Origin of the sequence: Corynebacterium sp. CTNIH16 (assembly GCF_032821655.1) — a bacterium.
GTDB lineage: Bacteria > Actinomycetota > Actinomycetes > Mycobacteriales > Mycobacteriaceae > Corynebacterium > Corynebacterium marquesiae.
The window spans coordinates 1-16,293 of sequence record NZ_JAVBIG010000020.1 but is presented as its reverse complement, the minus strand read 5'-3'; the positions used below and the strand labels follow the sequence as shown (position 1 = coordinate 16,293).

Genomic DNA, 16,293 nt, shown 5'->3' with positions numbered 1-16,293 from the left:
TACAACACCGAACGCATCCAACAACGACTCAAGGGCCTGACCCCGATGCACTATCGGAATCAGACCCTTGAACCCCTAACCACCTAGAATTAAACCAGTCCAACTTTTGGGGGCCAGTTCAAACCCTGGGGTTGAGCGCTTTTAGTCGGCGCGGATGAGGTCAATGATAAAGACCAAGGTGCGGCCGGATAGCGGGTGCGCGCCACCGGCGGGGCCGTAGGCCTTTTCCGGCGGGATGATGAGCTTGCGGCGACCGCCCACCTTCATTCCCGGAATGCCCTCCTGCCAGCCGGCGATGAGACCGGTCAGTGGGAACTCGATGGACTGGCCACGGTCCCACGAGGAATCGAATTCTTGGTTGGTCTCGTATTCAGCGCCGACGTAGTGGACCTCCACTACGGCCCCAGGCTGTGCCTCAGCACCGTCGCCGACGACGATGTCTTCTACAACAAGGTCGGTCGGCGCTGGGCCAGACTGGGCTTCAATAACAGGCTTATCCATGGGGATTATTCTCCTTGGGAAATCTAGTTTATTCGTGCGGTCGCATTAAAAACCGAACCGAGCTGCACCTATTATAGGTGCTACCACCCGATTCGGCTTAATTTGGCGAACCCACGGGACGCTTTAGCGCTCGTTACGTGGGGTAACCTTGCGCAAAGTCTCGCCGGTGTAAATCTGGCGCGGACGGTTGATCTTGGTGTTGATCTCCAGCTGCTCGCGGTACTGTGCAATCCAGCCCGGCAGGCGGCCGATGGCGAAGAGGACGGTAAAGAAGTCCGTCGGGAAGCCCATGGCGCGGTAGATCAGGCCGGTGTAGAAGTCCACGTTCGGGTAGAGCTTGCGGGAGACGAAGTAGTCGTCATTCAGCGCAATGTCTTCCAGCTTCATGGCCAGATCCAGCATTGGGTCGCCGCCCAAGTGATCGATGATCTCGTGGGCAGTCTCCTTGACGATTGCCGCGCGTGGGTCGTAGTTCTTGTACACGCGGTGGCCAAAGCCCATGAGGCGAACGCCCTTTTCCTTATTCTTCACGCGGTTCATGAAGTCGGTAGCGTCACCATCATGGTTGTTCTGGATATCTTCCAGCATCTCCAGAACGGCCTGGTTTGCACCACCGTGCAGCGGGCCGGAAAGAGCGTTAATGCCGCCGGCGATGGAGACAAACATATTAGCCTGAGCGGAACCAATCATGCGCACCGTGGAAGTGGAGCAGTTCTGCTCGTGATCAGCGTGGAGGATAAGCAGCTTATCCAGGGCCTTAGCTACAACCGGGTCAACCTCGTACTCCTCGGTGGGGTAGCCGAACATCATGCGCAGGAAGTTCTCGCGGGCGTTCAGGCTGTTATCCGGGTACATATAAGGCTTACCCTGGGAAGCGCGGTAAGCATATGCAGCCAGCATTGGCACCTTAGCCAGCAGGCGGACGGTGGCCTTATCCAGCTGCTCCGGGTCCAGCGGGTCAAGCTGATCCTGGTAGTACGCGGAAAGAATGTTAAGGGAGGAAGCCAGCACGGCCATTGGGTGCGCGTTGCGCGGGAAGATATTGAACGCGGCCTTGAAGTCCTCATCCAACAGGGTGTGGTGGCGGATTTCGCGGTTAAAGTGGCTGAGCTCTTCCTCGTTAGGCAGATGCCCCTTGATCAGCAGATAAGAAACCTCGTTAAAGGAAGCGTTTTCCGCCAGGTCCGCAATATCGTAACCGCGGTGGCGCAGGATGCCCTCTTCACCGTTAATGAAGGTGATCTTGGACTCGGTGGAACCGGTGGAGGTATAACCAGGGTCGAAGGTAACGAGCCCCGTCTCGTTACGGAGCTTGGAAATGTCAAAGCCGGAGTCGCCCTCGGTGGACTGCTTGATGTCCATCTCGTACTCGCCGCCTGGGTACTGGAGCACTACCTTGTTGTCTTCAGAAGCCACGGAAGTTCCTTTCTCTACGTGAAGAGTCACTATTAAGCACTAACTTAATGAAGCTAGCTCGATACCTCTTCACACTTTAGCAAACTTTGTGACGCCGCCAACAGGATTGGGTCGACTAAAATAACTGCCGTTCGACCGGAACTGTTCTACACTGACTTGCATGAGCACACCCGAACTTACGCTGCCTGCCGACCTCCTGCCTACCGACGGCCGCTTTGGCTGCGGCCCTTCCAAGGTTCGCCCCGACCAGCTTGCGGCCATTGACCCCGCGGTCATGGGCACCTCCCACCGTCAGCCGGCGGTAAAGAGCCTCGTAGGTTCGGTGCGAGAAGGCTTGAGCGCTCTCTTCTCCCTGCCAGAGGGCTACGAGATTGTCCTTTCCCTAGGCGGCGCCACCGCCTTCTGGGATGCTGCCACCTTCGGGCTCATTGAACGCCACTCCGCCCACCTCACCTTTGGCGAGTTTTCCACTAAATTTGCCAAGGCGGCCGCGGGTGCACCCTGGCTCGATGCCCCATCCATCGTGGAGTCCCCAGTGGGCACCGCACCCGACCCGCACGAGCTTTCTGCGGAGGCGGACGTTGTCGCTTGGGCGCACAATGAAACCTCCACCGGCGCGATGACAGAAGTCACCCGCCCGCACCCCCGCAATGATCAGCAGCTGGTGGTCGTGGACGCCACCTCCGGCGCGGGTGGCCTGCCCGTGCACATCTCCGATACGGACGTCTACTACTTCTCGCCGCAAAAGTGCTTTGCTTCCGACGGCGGCCTGTGGCTCGCCGCCATGTCCCCCGCCGCACTGGAGCGGATTGAGAAAATCAACGCCTCCGAGCGCTATATCCCCACCTTCCTCAACCTGCAGACGGCAGTAGATAACTCCCGCAAGAACCAGACCTATAACACCCCGGCAATCGCCACCCTGCTCATGTTGGATAACCAGCTCCAGTGGATGAATGCCAACGGCGGACTGGACGGCATGGTTGAGCGCACTACGGAATCCTCCACCACGCTGTATAGCTGGGCCGAATCCCGCCCGGAGACCACTCCCTTCGTCGCGGAGCCTGCGTCCCGCTCGCTCGTGGTGGGCACCATCGACTTCGCAGAGTCCGTCGACGCCGCAGCGCTCGCCGCCACCCTGCGCGCCAACGGCATCCTGGACGTGGAGCCGTACCGCAAGCTGGGCCGTAACCAACTGCGCATCGGCATGTTCCCGGCTATTGAGCCGGCCGATATCGCCAAACTGACCCAATGCATCGACTACGTCTTGGATACGAATTAACGCATCACCCCAACATGCCCCGCCGCCTCGCAGGCCGCGGGGCATTTTCACGTTATAGTTGAATGCATCACAGATTTGTCCGCCGTCGATAGGCAAAAGGAGCGCCCTATTATGCGCGAGCTGTTCCCAGTTGACAGCGAATCGACCGAAACCTCTTTGGTGCTGCGCACCGAAGACGGCGAAGAGTTTTTCCTCTCCATCACCGATGAGCTGCGCGAAGCCCTGCAGGGCGAGCCCGCAGAAACCCCGGAAGAGGAACCGGCGGCTCCGGCCATCAGCCTGGCCAAGCCCACCAAACCGGAACCGGTGGAAGAGACAAAGATCCGCCCGGCGGAGATCCAAAACCGCATTCGCGCTGGCGCCTCCGCGGCGGAGTTGGCGGAAGAAATGGGCGTGACCGAATCTCGCATCGAGCCCTTCGCCTACCCGGTCATGCTGGAGCGCAACCGCATCGCGGAGATTGCCAAGCAGGCACACCCGGTACGCGAGGACGGACCGGCCAAACTCACCCTGTGGGAGGTTCTGGCCACCGCCTTTGCCGCCCGCGGACACTCGCTCTCCGAGTCCAGCTGGGACGCCTACCGCCACCAGGGCGAGGCCTGGATCGTGCGCGTGACGTGGAAGGCCGGCTTGTCCGAGAACGAGGCGGAGTGGTACTTCAAGCAGTCCATGTCCTCTCCTGCCACGGTGGAGGCGCGCAACTCGGTGGCCGCGGACCTGACAGACCCGGATTTCGTCCAGCCGGTGCGCTCGCTGACCTCGCTGGGCAGCGGCCGCTATGACGAAGCTATCGATGGCGATCAGCCGAGCAACGTCACCGACCTCACCGCGCCGACCACCCCTCCGGAAGAGCCGGAGGAAGAGGAGTTCTTGCAGAACCCCTCGCCGGAAGAAAAGCCCACCAAGCGCCGCCGCAAGGCTGTCACCCCGCATTGGGAGGACGTGCTGCTCGGTGTTCGCTCCAATACCAAGCGCCCTAGGGACTAATCGTGGACATCTCTCACGCTGTACTTACTCTCTGGTACATCTCTCAACCCAATGCGGAAGAGGTGTTGAAGACCGAGCCCAAGGCGGATCGCGGCTTTGGGCGGAAATTCCTCGCCCAGCTAGACCCGACCTTCCCGGTCACGCCGATTGGGCAATTCCCGCTCAACCGCTCCGCGCAGACGGATCCGAACGAGTACTACATCGGCGGCTACCCCGGCATCACCGTGGTGCAAACGGTCTGCGAGGGGGATTCTGTTCTCCTTTCCCAGCTGCCAGAAACGCTCCTTAATGCGGTGCCCGCCCAGCGCGTCATCGCGCTGGCCAGCAACGAAAAAGAAGGCTACGCCGGCTTCGCCCTGTGGGAGGGCGGCGAGCTCAAGCGCTGCCTATGCGCTACCCGCGAGCACCTCTACGAAGACACCGGCCTGCCTGAGCCCTTCGAGGCGCCCTACTGGGCAGGCGAAAAGTACGAGCCGCTCGGCGGTATCTCCCTCCCCTTTGAGCCGCAGGGCATCATGCAAGCAGCCCAGGAACACTGGCTCGGCATCGAAGTGGGCCATGATGGCCCGGATCTGGACGTTGTGGGCTACGCCGTCGATGGCCGCCCAGAGCCAAAGATCGACCCGCCGAAGCCCAAGCAAACCGTGGGCGAGCTAGCCGCACAGTCCGCCAATAAGCTGGGCCTGAACGACTATGACGATTACGAGGATCATAGCGCCGAGCCGGAATCCACCGGCGAGGAAATCATCTCCACCGCCAAGCACTTGGGCTCGCTCATTGGCAATTGGAGCGCTCAGACGTTTAAGTCGCTCAAGGAGCGCTGGCGCTCATAAAAGGAAATGGCGGCGGCGGTCGCCACATTAAGAGAATCCGTGCCAGGGGCCATCGGTATGCGTGCGCGTATATCGGTGGCCTTCATTGCGTGTTCGGTAAGGCCGGGGCCCTCCGCGCCGACGAGCATCGCCACCTTATCCAGGCCATGCATGGCCTCGGCCAAGTGCACCGCCTGGGGGTTGGGGGTTAGGGAGATGAGGGTAAAGGAGGCGTCGGCAAGCGCCTGCAAGGAACGCTGCCAGGTAGTAAACCCGCCCTCTAAATGGGCAAAGGGCAAGCGCAGCACGTGCCCCATGGACACGCGCACCGAGCGCCGGTAGAGCGGATCCGCCGCACCGGAGCCCAGCAGCACCGCATCCACGCCCATGCCGGCGGCATGGCGGAAGATGGCGCCAATATTCTCGTGATCACCCACGCCTTCGAGCACGGCGATGGTCTGGGCGGTCTCTAGAAGCTCGCTCACCTCCGGCTCCGGGGCGCGGTCCGCGGCGGCGACCAGCCCGCGGTGCATATCGAAGCCGGCCACCTCCGCTAGGGTCTCGCGAGAGACCTCGTAGATGGGGCATTCCGGCTCGCCATACTCAGAAATATAGGCCTCTATCTTCTTGGGAAAGCCCACGAGGCAGCGCATGGGGAACCGGGATTCGGCCAGCCGGTCGACCACCAGCGGGCCCTCTGCAATGACGAGACCCTCGCCGGATTTATCGGATTTGTTGAGGTTCCGAATATCGTCCAGGCGAGGGTCTGTGGGGTCAGTAATCAGCATGCCCTTAGGCTAGCCGATGGCATTGGAAATCGGATCCATGCCAAAGAAAATCACGAAGAGGCCAGCCAAGAGCCACATGATCCAGTGCACGTCCTTGGCCTTGCCGGCGAAGGTGGACATGAGCGCGAAGGAGATAAAGCCCACGCCGATGCCGTTGGCAATGGAATAGGTAAACGGCATGGTCACAATGGTCAGGAAGGCGGGGATGGCGATCTCCATCTTGGTCCAGCGGATCTCGGTCAGTTGCGCGGCCATCATCACGCCGACGATGACAAGTACCGGAGAGGCGGCCTCGATGGGCACGATTTCATACAGCGGCGTCAAAAACATCGCGGCGAGGAAGAGCACACCGGTCATGAGGTTGGCCAGGCCGGTGCGCGCACCATCGGCAATGCCGGCGGAGGAATCCGCGAAGACGGTATTGGAAGAAGCAGAGCCCAGGCCGCCGGCCACGGCGCCGAAGCCCTCGACGACGAGGGCCTTCTTCATGTCGGGGAGGTTGCCATCGGCGTCAACAAGCTTGCCTTGCTTGCCCAGGCCGGTCATGGTGCCCATCGCATCAAAGAAGTTGGTCAGCAAGAGCGTAAAAATCAGCAGCACCGTGGAGATGACGCCGATCTTGGTAAAGGCGCCCACCAGGTTCACATCGCCCACGATGGACAGATCCGGAATGCCGCCGAGCGCCTCCGGTTTCACGGGCGCGGCCATGCCCCAATCCTCAGAGCCGGTAAACGCCTGCACGATGAACGCGATGACGGTGGTAAGGACGATGGCTATAAAGAGCCCGCCCGGCACGTTCCGGATGACCATGAAGGAACAGATAATGAGGCCAATGACAAAGACCAGCGCCGGCCAAGTGGAAATCGATCCATTAATACCCAGGCTCACCGGCACGGTGGTGTGCGCGGCGTCCGGCACACGGGTGACAAACCCACCATCCACGAGGCCGATCATGGCGATGAACATGCCGATGCCCACGCCCATCGCCGCCTTCATAGACTGCGGGATAGCGTCAAAGACAGCGGTGCGGAAGCCGGAGATGGCCAGCAGGACGATGATGATGCCCTCAATGACCACCAGGCCCATGGATTCTTGCCAGGTCAGCCCGCTCGTGGCGACCATGCTCACGCCCACGAAGGTATTCATGCCCAAGCCTGCGGCCATGGCGAAGGGGTACTTGGCAATCGCACCGAAGAGGATGGACATGACGCCGGCGACCAGCGCGGTGGCGGCGGCGACCTGTGGCACGCCCAGCGCGTAGCCCTCCGCGTCCTCGGTAGTACCGAGGATGAGCGGGTTCAAGAGAATGATATAGGCCATGGCGAAGAACGAGACCGTTCCCGCGCGTAGCTCGGTTCCAATGGAGGAACCACGTTCAGAGATATGGAAGTAGCGATCGAGAGTGGCTTTCAACGCCTGCGCCTTTCACGTACAGCGAGTCTTACGCCATAAGTGTGCTGCCTTAATCCTCGATTTCAAAATCCTGGAAGATGGGCTTTTCATCATCGAAGGCCACTTCCGGGGTCTTTTCTTCCCGCACGCGCGTCTGCGAATGCGCACCGCAGCCATAGCGCGAGTGCACCACCCGGCCGTCCGCCGAGTACTCATTGGCGCAGACGCCATAGTTGTCCAACAGCTGCACATAAAACGCACAGGTGCGGCATTGCAGGCGCGCCTTGGCCGCCATATCCGTATTTGGGCCGAACTCGGTGCGCCAGCGCTTCTTGGCATCTTCCAGGCCGGACTTGGAAAGTTTGTCACCGTCTAGCCGTGAATCATCCACGGCCGGTGGCATGAGGTCTCCGGGGCCAAGGTCACCGGGGCGCACACGGTCCTCATAGGGCACCCATTCCGGCGGCTGCAGGGCCTCCCCTCCCGGCACCAGTGCCACCTCATTGACGGTGACGTAGCGCGATCCCTCCGCGCAGGCGAGCACCGCCTGCCATTCCCAGCCAGGGTAGCCAGGCATTTCTGCTTCAAATCGGTGGGTAGCAACGTTTCGGCCCATCCCGGCGACGCCGATATGCTTGCCGACGCCCCCTTCCCCCACCTCATCCAACGCCTCGCGCGCGATGCGCACGGCGCGGGAATCGATCAATGGATTTGCTTTTCGCTTACTCACGTCCCTCATTATTCATTATGGAGCGCACGCGGTGGTACATATGGTGCATGTCGTTTCTTTCCCGCGCCGCCTGCATTCTCCTTCCCTGCACGCTCGTCGCCTGTTCCTCTACACCAGCAGAAACCGAAGTAGAGCACCTCTCCGTCGAGGTCTTAGGCACCGCTTCCCTGCCGCCCAATTCCTTTACGCAGGGCCTCGAAACCGATCCGGACGGCAACTTGCTTCTAGGCACCGGCCAATGGGGAGAATCCCGTTTAGAGCGCTTCTCCCCCGAAACCGGCGAAACCTTGGCCGAAACGCGCCTGGATAACCGCTACTTTGGCGAGGGCATTACCCAAGCCGGCGATTCCATCTGGCAGCTGACCTGGAAGTCCGGCCAGGCTCTGAAATACGACCACGACCTGCGCCAGGTAGATACCGCCACCTACTCGGGCGAGGGCTGGGGCCTGTGCAATACCGGCGAGGATCTCCTCATGTCCGATGGCTCCGCGACCCTGCGGCACATGGACCCAGAGACCTTCGCGGAGCGCTCGACTACTGACGTGACCCTAGAGGGAAAGCCCCTCGAAGACATCAATGAACTCGAGTGCGTGGGCGATGCCGTCTACGCCAATGTCTGGATGGATGACATCATCTACCGCATCGATCCCTCCACCGGCCGAGTAACCGCCATAATCTCCACCGACGCGATTGATAAGTCCCGCTATACCGACCCCGATGATGTCCTCAACGGCATCGCACACATCACAGGCGAGGAGTTCTGGCTTACCGGCAAGCGGTGGGAAGAACTCTTCCACGTTCGAGTAAGGTAAAGGCCCATGGCAACCCGTAAGGAAGCAAGGAAAAAGTCGCTGCTGCAGATCTTGGCCCTCATCGTGGTCGTGGCGGTCATCGTCGCCGCCGTAGTGATCTTCCAAAACTGGTGGAACCAGCGCCCGGGTCCCGATCCCCGCGACATCAAGGTCACCGCCTCCGTGGGCGATAATTCTATCGACGTCGCCCCGTACATTGCATGCGAGCCCGGCACCGAATGCCCGGAAGGCGAGGTCCCGAACCTCACCGTGGGGGATGATGACACCCTCAAGCTCGATATTCCCGAAGAAATCTCCGACCACGAGTGGAAGATTCTTTCCATCTACGATGACCCCGCCGCCAACGATGAAACCGCGCACGGCGCGAACGAGACCACCGAGGTATCGATCCCCGGCTCGGTAGACCCCATCAAGGCCTCCACCGGCAAGCGCCCCCGCCTCAAGGTGGTGGAGATTTCGTCCATGATGATTGGCACCGACGACAACGGTGACGAAACCCCCTTGGCCACCGTGTGGTCACTTACCACGATGACCGATAAAGAACGAGAAGCCTCCGCGGAGGAATCCACGAAGGCTTCTGATTAGCTATCCAAATCCTTCGCGATTGCGCGAAGGATTTCTGCTACCTGGCGCCCAGTCTTGCGCTCCGGGTAGCGGCCGGAATTAAGCACCGGCTGAATCTGCGACTCCAGCAAGGTCATCACGTCAGAGACCATGCTGCCGAGCTCTTCCGGCTTGCGGGCCGGCGTGCGGCGACGCGGCTTATCCAATACCTTGACCCGCAGCGCCTGCGGACCGCGGCGCCCGGCCGCGAAATCGAAGTCGATGCGCTGGCCGGGGAACAGTTCCTCTACTCCCTTGGGCAGCACGTTGCGGCCAACATAGACGTCTTCATCGCCTGGGTTGCTGACGAAACCGAAACCTTTCTCGGCGTCATACCACTTCACTTTGCCAATAGGCATAGGTACCCACCTCTTCTCTAGGGGAAAATCTTTATTTTAGCCGCCTGGTCAAAACAACAGAAGTTGCGCACTCTACCGCGACACACCCGTGTTACATGACACAGATCACAGATTATTGCTCACCTGCGAAAATGTCCCCTCACCCACCACATTTGCCCCTTTTCTTTCCCATTTAGTGCCCATAACGTGACACTTTCGTTATAAACCGCTACGCTGTCCCCCAGACATTTAAGAGCCGTTAAGAAAGTTGCCCTCGCCCGCCCTTTCTTTTTGGTACATATTCTTTGCACTTAATGCGGGCACACAGAGAGGACTAACTACATGGGACGCCACTCCGCTAAGAACCGTATGGCCGCTAAGTTCACCGCCGGCACCGTCGCCTTCGGCGCCGCCGCTGCCATCATGGCACCGACCGCATCCGCTGCCCCAGATTCCGACTGGGACCGTCTGGCACAGTGCGAGGCCGGCGGCAACTGGCACATCAACACCGGCAACGGCTACCACGGCGGCCTGCAGTTCAACCCGCAGACCTGGCAGGCCAATGGTGGCGGCCAGTTCGCTGCTACCGCTGACCAGGCTACCCGCGAGCAGCAGATCGTTGTTGCCGAGCGCGTGCTTGCTTCCCAGGGCTGGGGCGCATGGCCGGCTTGCTCCGCTTCCCTCGGCCTGAACTCCGCTCCGACCCAGCGCACCGCTCCGTCCGCTGCCCCTAAGGCTCCGGCCCAGGCACCGGCTCCGGTCAAGCAGGCTGCCGCTCAGAAGTCCGACGAGCTGGCCGTTGATGCTCTGTACAACACCATCAAGAATGCCGCTAACTCCTACGGCCTGGCTCTGCCCCCGCAGTTCACCGAGCTGTACAAGGCTAACCGCCACGACTTCAACAACTTCTACTCTGCCAACCGCAACGTCATCGACCCGATTGCGCAGATGATTGAGAACATCACCCGCTAAGACATAGCGATAAAGGGCCCCTTTGCAGTAGCAAGGGGCCCTTTTTGTATGAAAGAAAAATCCCCGCACCAAGGCGGGGAAATACTCTAGCGATTGATGCGAGTATAAGGGTGAACGTAGTTCAGCTTCTCTGCCGGCATCGGCAAGATCAGATCATCGCCGTATGGGCTGGATGCACCAGCAAAAGGCGCAGAGATTTCGGTGATTGCGTGCTCGCGATTTTCGTTCTTCGGCCAAGCCGGGGAAACGTGACCCTTCTTCTCATTCGACATAGCCCTTATTATTTCAAACCTTGCGCAAAAACGTAACTCGAACGATAACTAAACTGGGGTGACATCATGACTCAGTCTTCCCACCTCCCGCATTTCCGCACGTGGCTCGCCTCCCTTGAGGAAGAAGAGCTGGCCACCATCCTCCGCAACCGGCCGGATGTGCTCAATCCGCTACCCCCGAGCATCGCCGCGCTCGCTACCCGCCTGCTACTGCGCACTTCTATCGCGCGGGCGCTCATGAACTGCACTGCACGGCAGCTTGCGGAAATTGAAGACATCGCGCGCCGCGGAGGGGAACTCGAAGAAGTAGAAGACCTTAATCCGGATATCACCCGCCAGCTCAAGGAGAGCGGCCTGGCCTACGGCAACATCCTCATCCCGCCCGAGGTCATGCCTGCCCTTCCCACCGGCTGGTCCCTCCTCGACCAGGTCCAGGTCAGCCCGGAGGACATCGCCGAGCTGCCGGACGAAGAACGGAAGGTTCTCGAGACCCTGTCGCGTTCCAATGGGCTGGGCACCACGCGGGATGCGGCCATCGATGCGGATCCGGCCCGGCCGATTCCGCGGCTCATCGCCAAGCAGCTGCTCCAGCGCGTGGACACCACCACCGTCCGCCTGCCTCGCGCCGTACACCTGGCGCTCAACGGCAAGCCCACCGCACCAATCCCGGTGGAAGGAATCACCGAATCCCCCGCCCCGGATTCCAAGGCCGATGATGCCGGTACCGCGGCCGGCCTTTCCGCCGTGCGCGGCATGCAGCGCGTCATTGACGCCCTAGGCGCGCGGCCGATAGAACTGCTCAAGGACAAGACCGTCGGCGTTCGCCAGCTCACCAACCTGAGCAAAACTCTCCACGTCGATGAAGGAGAGCTGCGCCGCCTCATCGGCCTGGGCATGACCGCCCGCCTGCTCAGCCGCGGCGAGCCGAAAAACTTCGACGGCAATTTCCTCGCGCCAACGGAGCTCGCCCAGACTTGGCTCGATGCGGGCCTCGCAGAAAAATGGCAACTTCTGCTCGAGGCTTGGACCGCCTCCCCATGGACAAAGGAAGGCCGCACGCTAGCGCACACTAATGATCGGCTGCCGGAATTTAGACAAAGGGTCCTGCAGGTCTACCTGCGTGGGGCGAAACCCACCTTCGAAGAATCCCTACGCTTCCACTTTCCGCTCTTTGCCACCCACACCTCGGACGAGACCATCGCCGAACTCCGCGCGGAAGCCGAGTGGATCGGTGCCATTGCCCTCGAGCGCCCCACCAGAGTGCTTATCGACGGCCCCGACGCCGCCGCCCGCCTGACCCCCGACACGGTCGACTATTTTCTCATCCAAGCGGATATGACCGTATTGGTTCCCGGCCCGCTCGATCCGGAGACCCACCAGCGGCTCGAATCAGTCGCCGACCTCGAGTCCCCCGGCCTGGCCAGCGTCTATCGCATCTCGGATGCTTCCCTGCGCCGCGGCCTGGATCGCGGCATGACTGGGGAGGAAATCCAGGCCTTTTTCGCCGCCCACGGGGAGGTGCCGCAGACGCTGGAGTTCCACATCGGGGACGTCGCCAAGCGCCATGGCACCCTGCGCTCTGGCCCGGCGCTGTCCTACCTGCGCAGCGAGGACCCGGCGCTCCTCCAGATTGCGCTCAAGGCAGCGCCCTTGCGCCTGCTCGCGCCCACCGTCGCAGTGTCCCAATTGCCGGTGCACGACCTGCTGGAACGACTACGCGACCACGGACTCTCTCCCGCTGCTGAGGACGAAAGCGGCGCCAGCCTTAACGTCGCGCCCGAACCCGCTACACTGCCGACGCCCACCGCCCGCCGAGCCACCGCTTCCCCGGACATCGCGAAGGCGATGCGCACCCTGCGCGACGACGCCGCGCCCTCCACGCCCAGCCTCGATATAGTCCACGCCGCCGCGCGCACTGCCCGGCCGATCACCATCGGGTATGCGGACAAGAACGGCAACGAAAAGAAACGCACCGTCACCCCGCTGACCGTGGCAGGCGGGCAAATCGACGCTCGCGCGGCCGATGGCTCTACCATCCGGTTTCCCTTGCACCGGATCACCTCCGTTACGCTGGAGCCATGAATGGACCATTGATTGTGCAGTCGGATAAGACCGTCCTGCTCGAGGTGGATCACGCCCAGGCCGCCGAGGCCCGCGCCGCGCTCGCTCCCTTTGCGGAGCTCGAGCGCGCCCCCGAGCACGTGCACACCTACCGCATCACCCCGCTCGCGTTGTGGAATGCCCGTGCGGCCGGGCACGATGCCGAGCAGGTCGTCGACGTCCTGGAAAACTACTCCCGCTTTCCAGTCCCCCAGGCCCTGCTTATCGACGTCGCCGAAACCATGTCCCGCTACGGCCGCGTCCGCCTCCACGCCCACCCGGCCCACGGCCTCATCCTCGAGTCCGATGAGCCGCCCATCCTGGAAGAACTCTCCCGCGGTACTACCGGAAAACTCCTCGGCGCTCGCATCGACGAGAACTCCATCGCCGTCCCGCCCTCCGAGCGCGGCCGCCTTAAACAAGCCCTCCTCAAGGCCGGCTGGCCGGCAGAAGACCTCGCCGGCTACGTCGATGGTGAGTCCCACCCCATCGCCCTCAATCACGACGGCTGGCAGCTGCGTGATTATCAACAGTACGCCACCGAGGCCTTTTGGTCCGGCGGCTCGGGCGTCGTCGTACTGCCGTGCGGCGCCGGCAAAACCATCGTCGGCGCGGCTGCGATGGCCAAGGCGGAATCTACCACGCTCATCCTGGTCACCAATACCGTCGCCGGCCGACAGTGGCGCGACGAGCTCCTGCGCCGCACTACGCTGACCGAAAACGAAATAGGCGAATACTCTGGCGAAAAGAAGGAAATCAAACCCATCACGATCGCCACCTACCAGGTGGTCACCCGCAAAACCAAGGGCGAATACCGCGCCCTCGAGCTCTTTGATTCCCGCGACTGGGGCCTCATCATCTACGACGAGGTCCACCTCCTTCCCGCCCCGGTGTTCCGCATGACCTCGGACCTGCAATCGCGGCGTCGGCTAGGGCTTACCGCTACCCTCGTGCGCGAGGACGGCCGCGAGGGTGACGTCTTCTCCCTCATCGGACCCAAGCGCTACGACGCCCCGTGGAAAGAACTCGAGATGGCCGGCTATATCGCCACCGCCGAATGCATCGAGGTCCGCGTGGATATGGACGCCGAGGAACGCATGCTTTATGCCACTGCCCAGCCCCGCGATCGTTACCGCATCGCGGCTCAGGCAGCCGCCAAATTGCGGGCCGTGGACACAATCCTCGCCCGCCACCCGCAGCAGGCGCTGATCATCGGCGGTTACGTCGACCAGCTCAACGAGCTCGGCGCGCATCTCGACGCCCCCGTTATCGACGGCTCCACCTCCACCGCCAAACGCGAGCGCTTCTTCCAACAATTCCGGGACGGCACGCTCCCTGTACTCGTCGTATCCAAGGTGGCCAATTTCTCCATCGATCTTCCCGAGGCCGCCCTGGCCATCCAGGTCTCCGGCACTTTCGGCTCCCGCCAAGAAGAGGCTCAACGCCTCGGCCGACTACTGCGCCCGAAGGAAGAAGAGGCTCTCTTTTACTCACTGGTCACCCGCGATAGCCTCGACGCGGACTACGCCGTGCACCGCCAGCGTTTCCTCGCCGAGCAAGGATATGCCTACCGGCTTATCGACGCACTAGACTTAGAACAATGAAAATCTTCAAGTTCGACGTAGACGAGTCCTTTGCCAAGGCCAACAACGAGCTCTTGCGCGATTCCAACCGCCTTCGCATCTCCGGCCTCGTGCTGGGCATTCTGCTCATCATCGGCGGCGCGGCCATCTGGTGGGGATTTTCCTGGGGCATTACCATCGGCCTCGGCATGATTCTATTCGGAATCATGGTAGCCATCGTCGGCTTTGCCGCCGCCCACAAAGTTGGCACCGCCCAGCAGCTTTATGACTCCTATCCCCTTGCACCGGCCGTCATCGCTGAAGTAAATGAGCGCGATATGGTCTTGCTCGCCCTTGTTAATACCAACGTGGATCCCACCTTGCCTCCCCGCTGGGCTGCATGCTTGCGCACCGTGACCGCCATCCCCGGCACTCAACGCACGGTAGGCACCAAGGTTCCCGTTGCGGCTGTTTCCGGCCGCGCGGACAACAACCACTGGCAGCAAATCACTCCCATGCCCATCGCGTGGGGCACCCCAGATGCCGAAACCGTCACCATTGCCCGGAAAGCCATCCCCCAAGATCAGTGGCAGCGCCTAGAGCGCGCCCGCAAACGCCTTTCCGATGTAAAGGCTACGAAGTTCGACCTCCTAGTTCTTTAGGGTTCCACAAACCTTTCTGGATACAGCAGTACTTCTAGGAGCGGGTCCGGCCACTTGTTGAGAACTATCGCGGCGACCTCTTCCTCCCTTTCGGGGAAATGATCCCTCGCTAATTCCACCCAAAATTTCCCGCAAGACCGCGCCTGCCAATCCGGATCGGATTCGGTTCCACGCTTCGCGTACTCCCACGCGGCCTCATGCTTACCGATTTCTTCTAAGGCTTTAGCTGTCTCTTCGAAATAAACTGCGTAGCTACCTTCGGCCAAGTGCGTACGGATGATTGCGGCGACATCCTGATCTAAAACCGCAAAGCGCTTCTCCATATACTGGCGGCGGATAATATCTGCGTTTTCCGCCCAGGCTCGCACCCGAGCCAGTCCGTCTTCTCCGAGGACCGTTGAATAAGCAACGAGGTCGAGTTCGAAGTAGTCAACCATCTGGTTCTCATGAAAAGCGATGAACCACTCCGCCAGCTCCATTGGCGCGGGCTTGGCTCGCTGTGCGCTCTTAGCATGGAGCTCGATGAGCTCTTCAACAACCTCACTTAGCATGCCAAGTGAGTCATCCGCGTTGGCAATCACCCCTACTGCAATCTCCAGCGCTTCTTGCACAACCGAGAAAACTTCGGCTGGATCCTCCGAAGGGTCCTCCACGGCAAAATCAAGCATGCCAATTCCATCTTGCATTTTCAGTGCGCGTCTAGCTGCCCGATCCTCATCAAGAAAGGATCGGGTCCTGCTCCGAAAAGAAGGCAGGATGATGTCAGGCAGTGAGCTCATCAGTTCAGCCTCCTGGGTACGCTATCAACCCATTTTAACGGCGTCCCCTACCCTTTAGCGGCCTCCCTTCTCTGTGTTCTTTGTTGTTGTAGTGCGAGGTATTGGGACCAGGTGTGGTTCCAGTGTGTGTGGTGTGTGGCTAGTGGTCCGGTGGGGTGGTCTAGTTGGTAGGTGCCGTCGTGGTGGAGCCAGGCGATGGTGCCGGTGATGGGGTCGAGGATGTAGTGGATTCTGCGGTCGGTTTTGATGTTGTGGTGGTGCTGGCAGAGGTTTACTAGATTGTCTGGG

Annotated in this window: 18 protein-coding genes and 1 pseudogene; 10 read left to right on the top strand and 9 right to left on the bottom strand. The window is 61.0% G+C overall.

Annotated elements, in window-relative coordinates; genetic code table 11:
* On the top strand, positions 1-87 hold an 87-nt coding region (locus RAE04_RS11350), incomplete at its 5' end, for an IS3 family transposase (protein ID WP_317027439.1).
* Positions 88-141: 54 nt separating this feature from the next.
* Here RAE04_RS11350 and RAE04_RS11345 read toward each other — a convergent pair.
* Entirely contained in the window at positions 142-501 is a 360-nt protein-coding gene (locus RAE04_RS11345; RefSeq protein WP_005323855.1) for an FKBP-type peptidyl-prolyl cis-trans isomerase, read from the bottom strand.
* A 123-nt stretch (positions 502-624) separates the two neighbouring features.
* Complete coding sequence (locus tag RAE04_RS11340; protein WP_080970451.1) at positions 625-1,917, bottom strand: citrate synthase; 1,293 nt, start codon at positions 1,915-1,917, stop codon at positions 625-627.
* A 160-nt stretch (positions 1,918-2,077) separates the two neighbouring features.
* On the opposite strand from RAE04_RS11340, the gene serC reads away from it, so the two are divergent.
* From serC to RAE04_RS11325, 3 genes are all read left to right on the top strand, one after another.
* Positions 2,078-3,196 (top strand): phosphoserine transaminase, encoded by a 1,119-nt coding sequence (gene serC, locus RAE04_RS11335; RefSeq protein ID WP_317027438.1) that lies wholly within the window; start codon positions 2,078-2,080, stop codon positions 3,194-3,196.
* A gap of 111 nt (positions 3,197-3,307) precedes the next feature.
* Positions 3,308-4,183, top strand: a complete 876-nt coding sequence (gene sepH / locus RAE04_RS11330; protein ID WP_269953222.1) for a septation protein SepH — start codon at positions 3,308-3,310, stop codon at positions 4,181-4,183.
* Between the two features lie 2 nt (positions 4,184-4,185).
* Positions 4,186-5,016, top strand: coding sequence for a DUF6928 family protein (locus RAE04_RS11325; RefSeq protein ID WP_284837149.1), 831 nt, complete (start codon positions 4,186-4,188; stop codon positions 5,014-5,016).
* Here RAE04_RS11325 and RAE04_RS11320 read toward each other — a convergent pair.
* Genes RAE04_RS11320 through RAE04_RS11310 form a run of 3 tightly spaced genes read right to left on the bottom strand, consistent with a single transcriptional unit; the run spans position 4,977 to position 7,914 of the window.
* Positions 4,977-5,783, bottom strand: a complete 807-nt coding sequence (locus tag RAE04_RS11320) for a TrmH family RNA methyltransferase (RefSeq protein ID WP_284837150.1) — start codon at positions 5,781-5,783, stop codon at positions 4,977-4,979. The two genes, RAE04_RS11325 and RAE04_RS11320, sit on opposite strands and share 40 nt — an antisense overlap.
* Positions 5,784-5,792: 9 nt before the next feature.
* A complete protein-coding gene (locus tag RAE04_RS11315; RefSeq protein WP_049378821.1) occupies positions 5,793-7,196 on the bottom strand; it encodes an NCS2 family permease in 1,404 nt (467 codons plus the stop codon).
* A 49-nt stretch (positions 7,197-7,245) separates the two neighbouring features.
* On the bottom strand, positions 7,246-7,914 hold the full coding sequence (locus tag RAE04_RS11310; RefSeq protein WP_269953219.1) for a DUF3027 domain-containing protein: 669 nt from the start codon (positions 7,912-7,914) through the stop codon (positions 7,246-7,248).
* 38 nt (positions 7,915-7,952) lie between these two features.
* On the opposite strand from RAE04_RS11310, the gene RAE04_RS11305 reads away from it, so the two are divergent.
* Together RAE04_RS11305 and RAE04_RS11300 are read left to right on the top strand one after the other, a co-directional pair.
* Entirely contained in the window at positions 7,953-8,717 is a 765-nt protein-coding gene (locus RAE04_RS11305) for a glutaminyl-peptide cyclotransferase (protein ID WP_317027437.1), read from the top strand.
* 6 nt (positions 8,718-8,723) lie between these two features.
* A complete protein-coding gene (locus RAE04_RS11300; RefSeq protein ID WP_317027436.1) occupies positions 8,724-9,302 on the top strand; it encodes a DUF2771 domain-containing protein in 579 nt (192 codons plus the stop codon).
* On the opposite strand, the gene RAE04_RS11295 is transcribed toward RAE04_RS11300, so the two are convergent.
* Complete coding sequence (locus tag RAE04_RS11295; RefSeq protein ID WP_005323875.1) at positions 9,299-9,679, bottom strand: cold-shock protein; 381 nt, start codon at positions 9,677-9,679, stop codon at positions 9,299-9,301. The two genes, RAE04_RS11300 and RAE04_RS11295, sit on opposite strands and share 4 nt — an antisense overlap.
* 321 nt (positions 9,680-10,000) lie before the next feature.
* On the opposite strand from RAE04_RS11295, the gene RAE04_RS11290 reads away from it, so the two are divergent.
* Positions 10,001-10,630, top strand: coding sequence for a resuscitation-promoting factor Rpf1 domain-containing protein (locus RAE04_RS11290; RefSeq protein ID WP_275435529.1), 630 nt, complete (start codon positions 10,001-10,003; stop codon positions 10,628-10,630).
* Between the two features lie 86 nt (positions 10,631-10,716).
* On the opposite strand, the gene RAE04_RS11285 is transcribed toward RAE04_RS11290, so the two are convergent.
* Positions 10,717-10,902 (bottom strand): hypothetical protein, encoded by a 186-nt coding sequence (locus tag RAE04_RS11285; RefSeq protein ID WP_023022020.1) that lies wholly within the window; start codon positions 10,900-10,902, stop codon positions 10,717-10,719.
* Positions 10,903-10,968: 66 nt separating this feature from the next.
* Here RAE04_RS11285 and RAE04_RS11280 point away from each other — a divergent pair, with 66 nt between their 5' ends.
* Genes RAE04_RS11280 through RAE04_RS11270 form a run of 3 tightly spaced genes read left to right on the top strand, consistent with a single transcriptional unit; the run spans position 10,969 to position 15,226 of the window.
* On the top strand, positions 10,969-12,984 hold the full coding sequence (locus RAE04_RS11280; RefSeq protein ID WP_317027435.1) for a helicase-associated domain-containing protein: 2,016 nt from the start codon (positions 10,969-10,971) through the stop codon (positions 12,982-12,984).
* Positions 12,981-14,606, top strand: coding sequence for a DNA repair helicase XPB (locus tag RAE04_RS11275; protein WP_317027434.1), 1,626 nt, complete (start codon positions 12,981-12,983; stop codon positions 14,604-14,606). Before RAE04_RS11280 ends, RAE04_RS11275 begins: the two co-directional genes overlap by 4 nt.
* A complete protein-coding gene (locus RAE04_RS11270; RefSeq protein WP_317027433.1) occupies positions 14,603-15,226 on the top strand; it encodes a DUF3239 domain-containing protein in 624 nt (207 codons plus the stop codon). Before RAE04_RS11275 ends, RAE04_RS11270 begins: the two co-directional genes overlap by 4 nt.
* On the opposite strand, the gene RAE04_RS11265 is transcribed toward RAE04_RS11270, so the two are convergent.
* Together RAE04_RS11265 and RAE04_RS11260 are read right to left on the bottom strand one after the other, a co-directional pair.
* Complete coding sequence (locus tag RAE04_RS11265) at positions 15,223-15,894, bottom strand: DUF6880 family protein (RefSeq protein WP_317027432.1); 672 nt, start codon at positions 15,892-15,894, stop codon at positions 15,223-15,225. The genes RAE04_RS11270 and RAE04_RS11265 overlap by 4 nt on opposite strands.
* Before the next feature lie 158 nt (positions 15,895-16,052).
* Positions 16,053-16,293: pseudogene (locus RAE04_RS11260) on the bottom strand (HNH endonuclease); the annotation flags it as partial.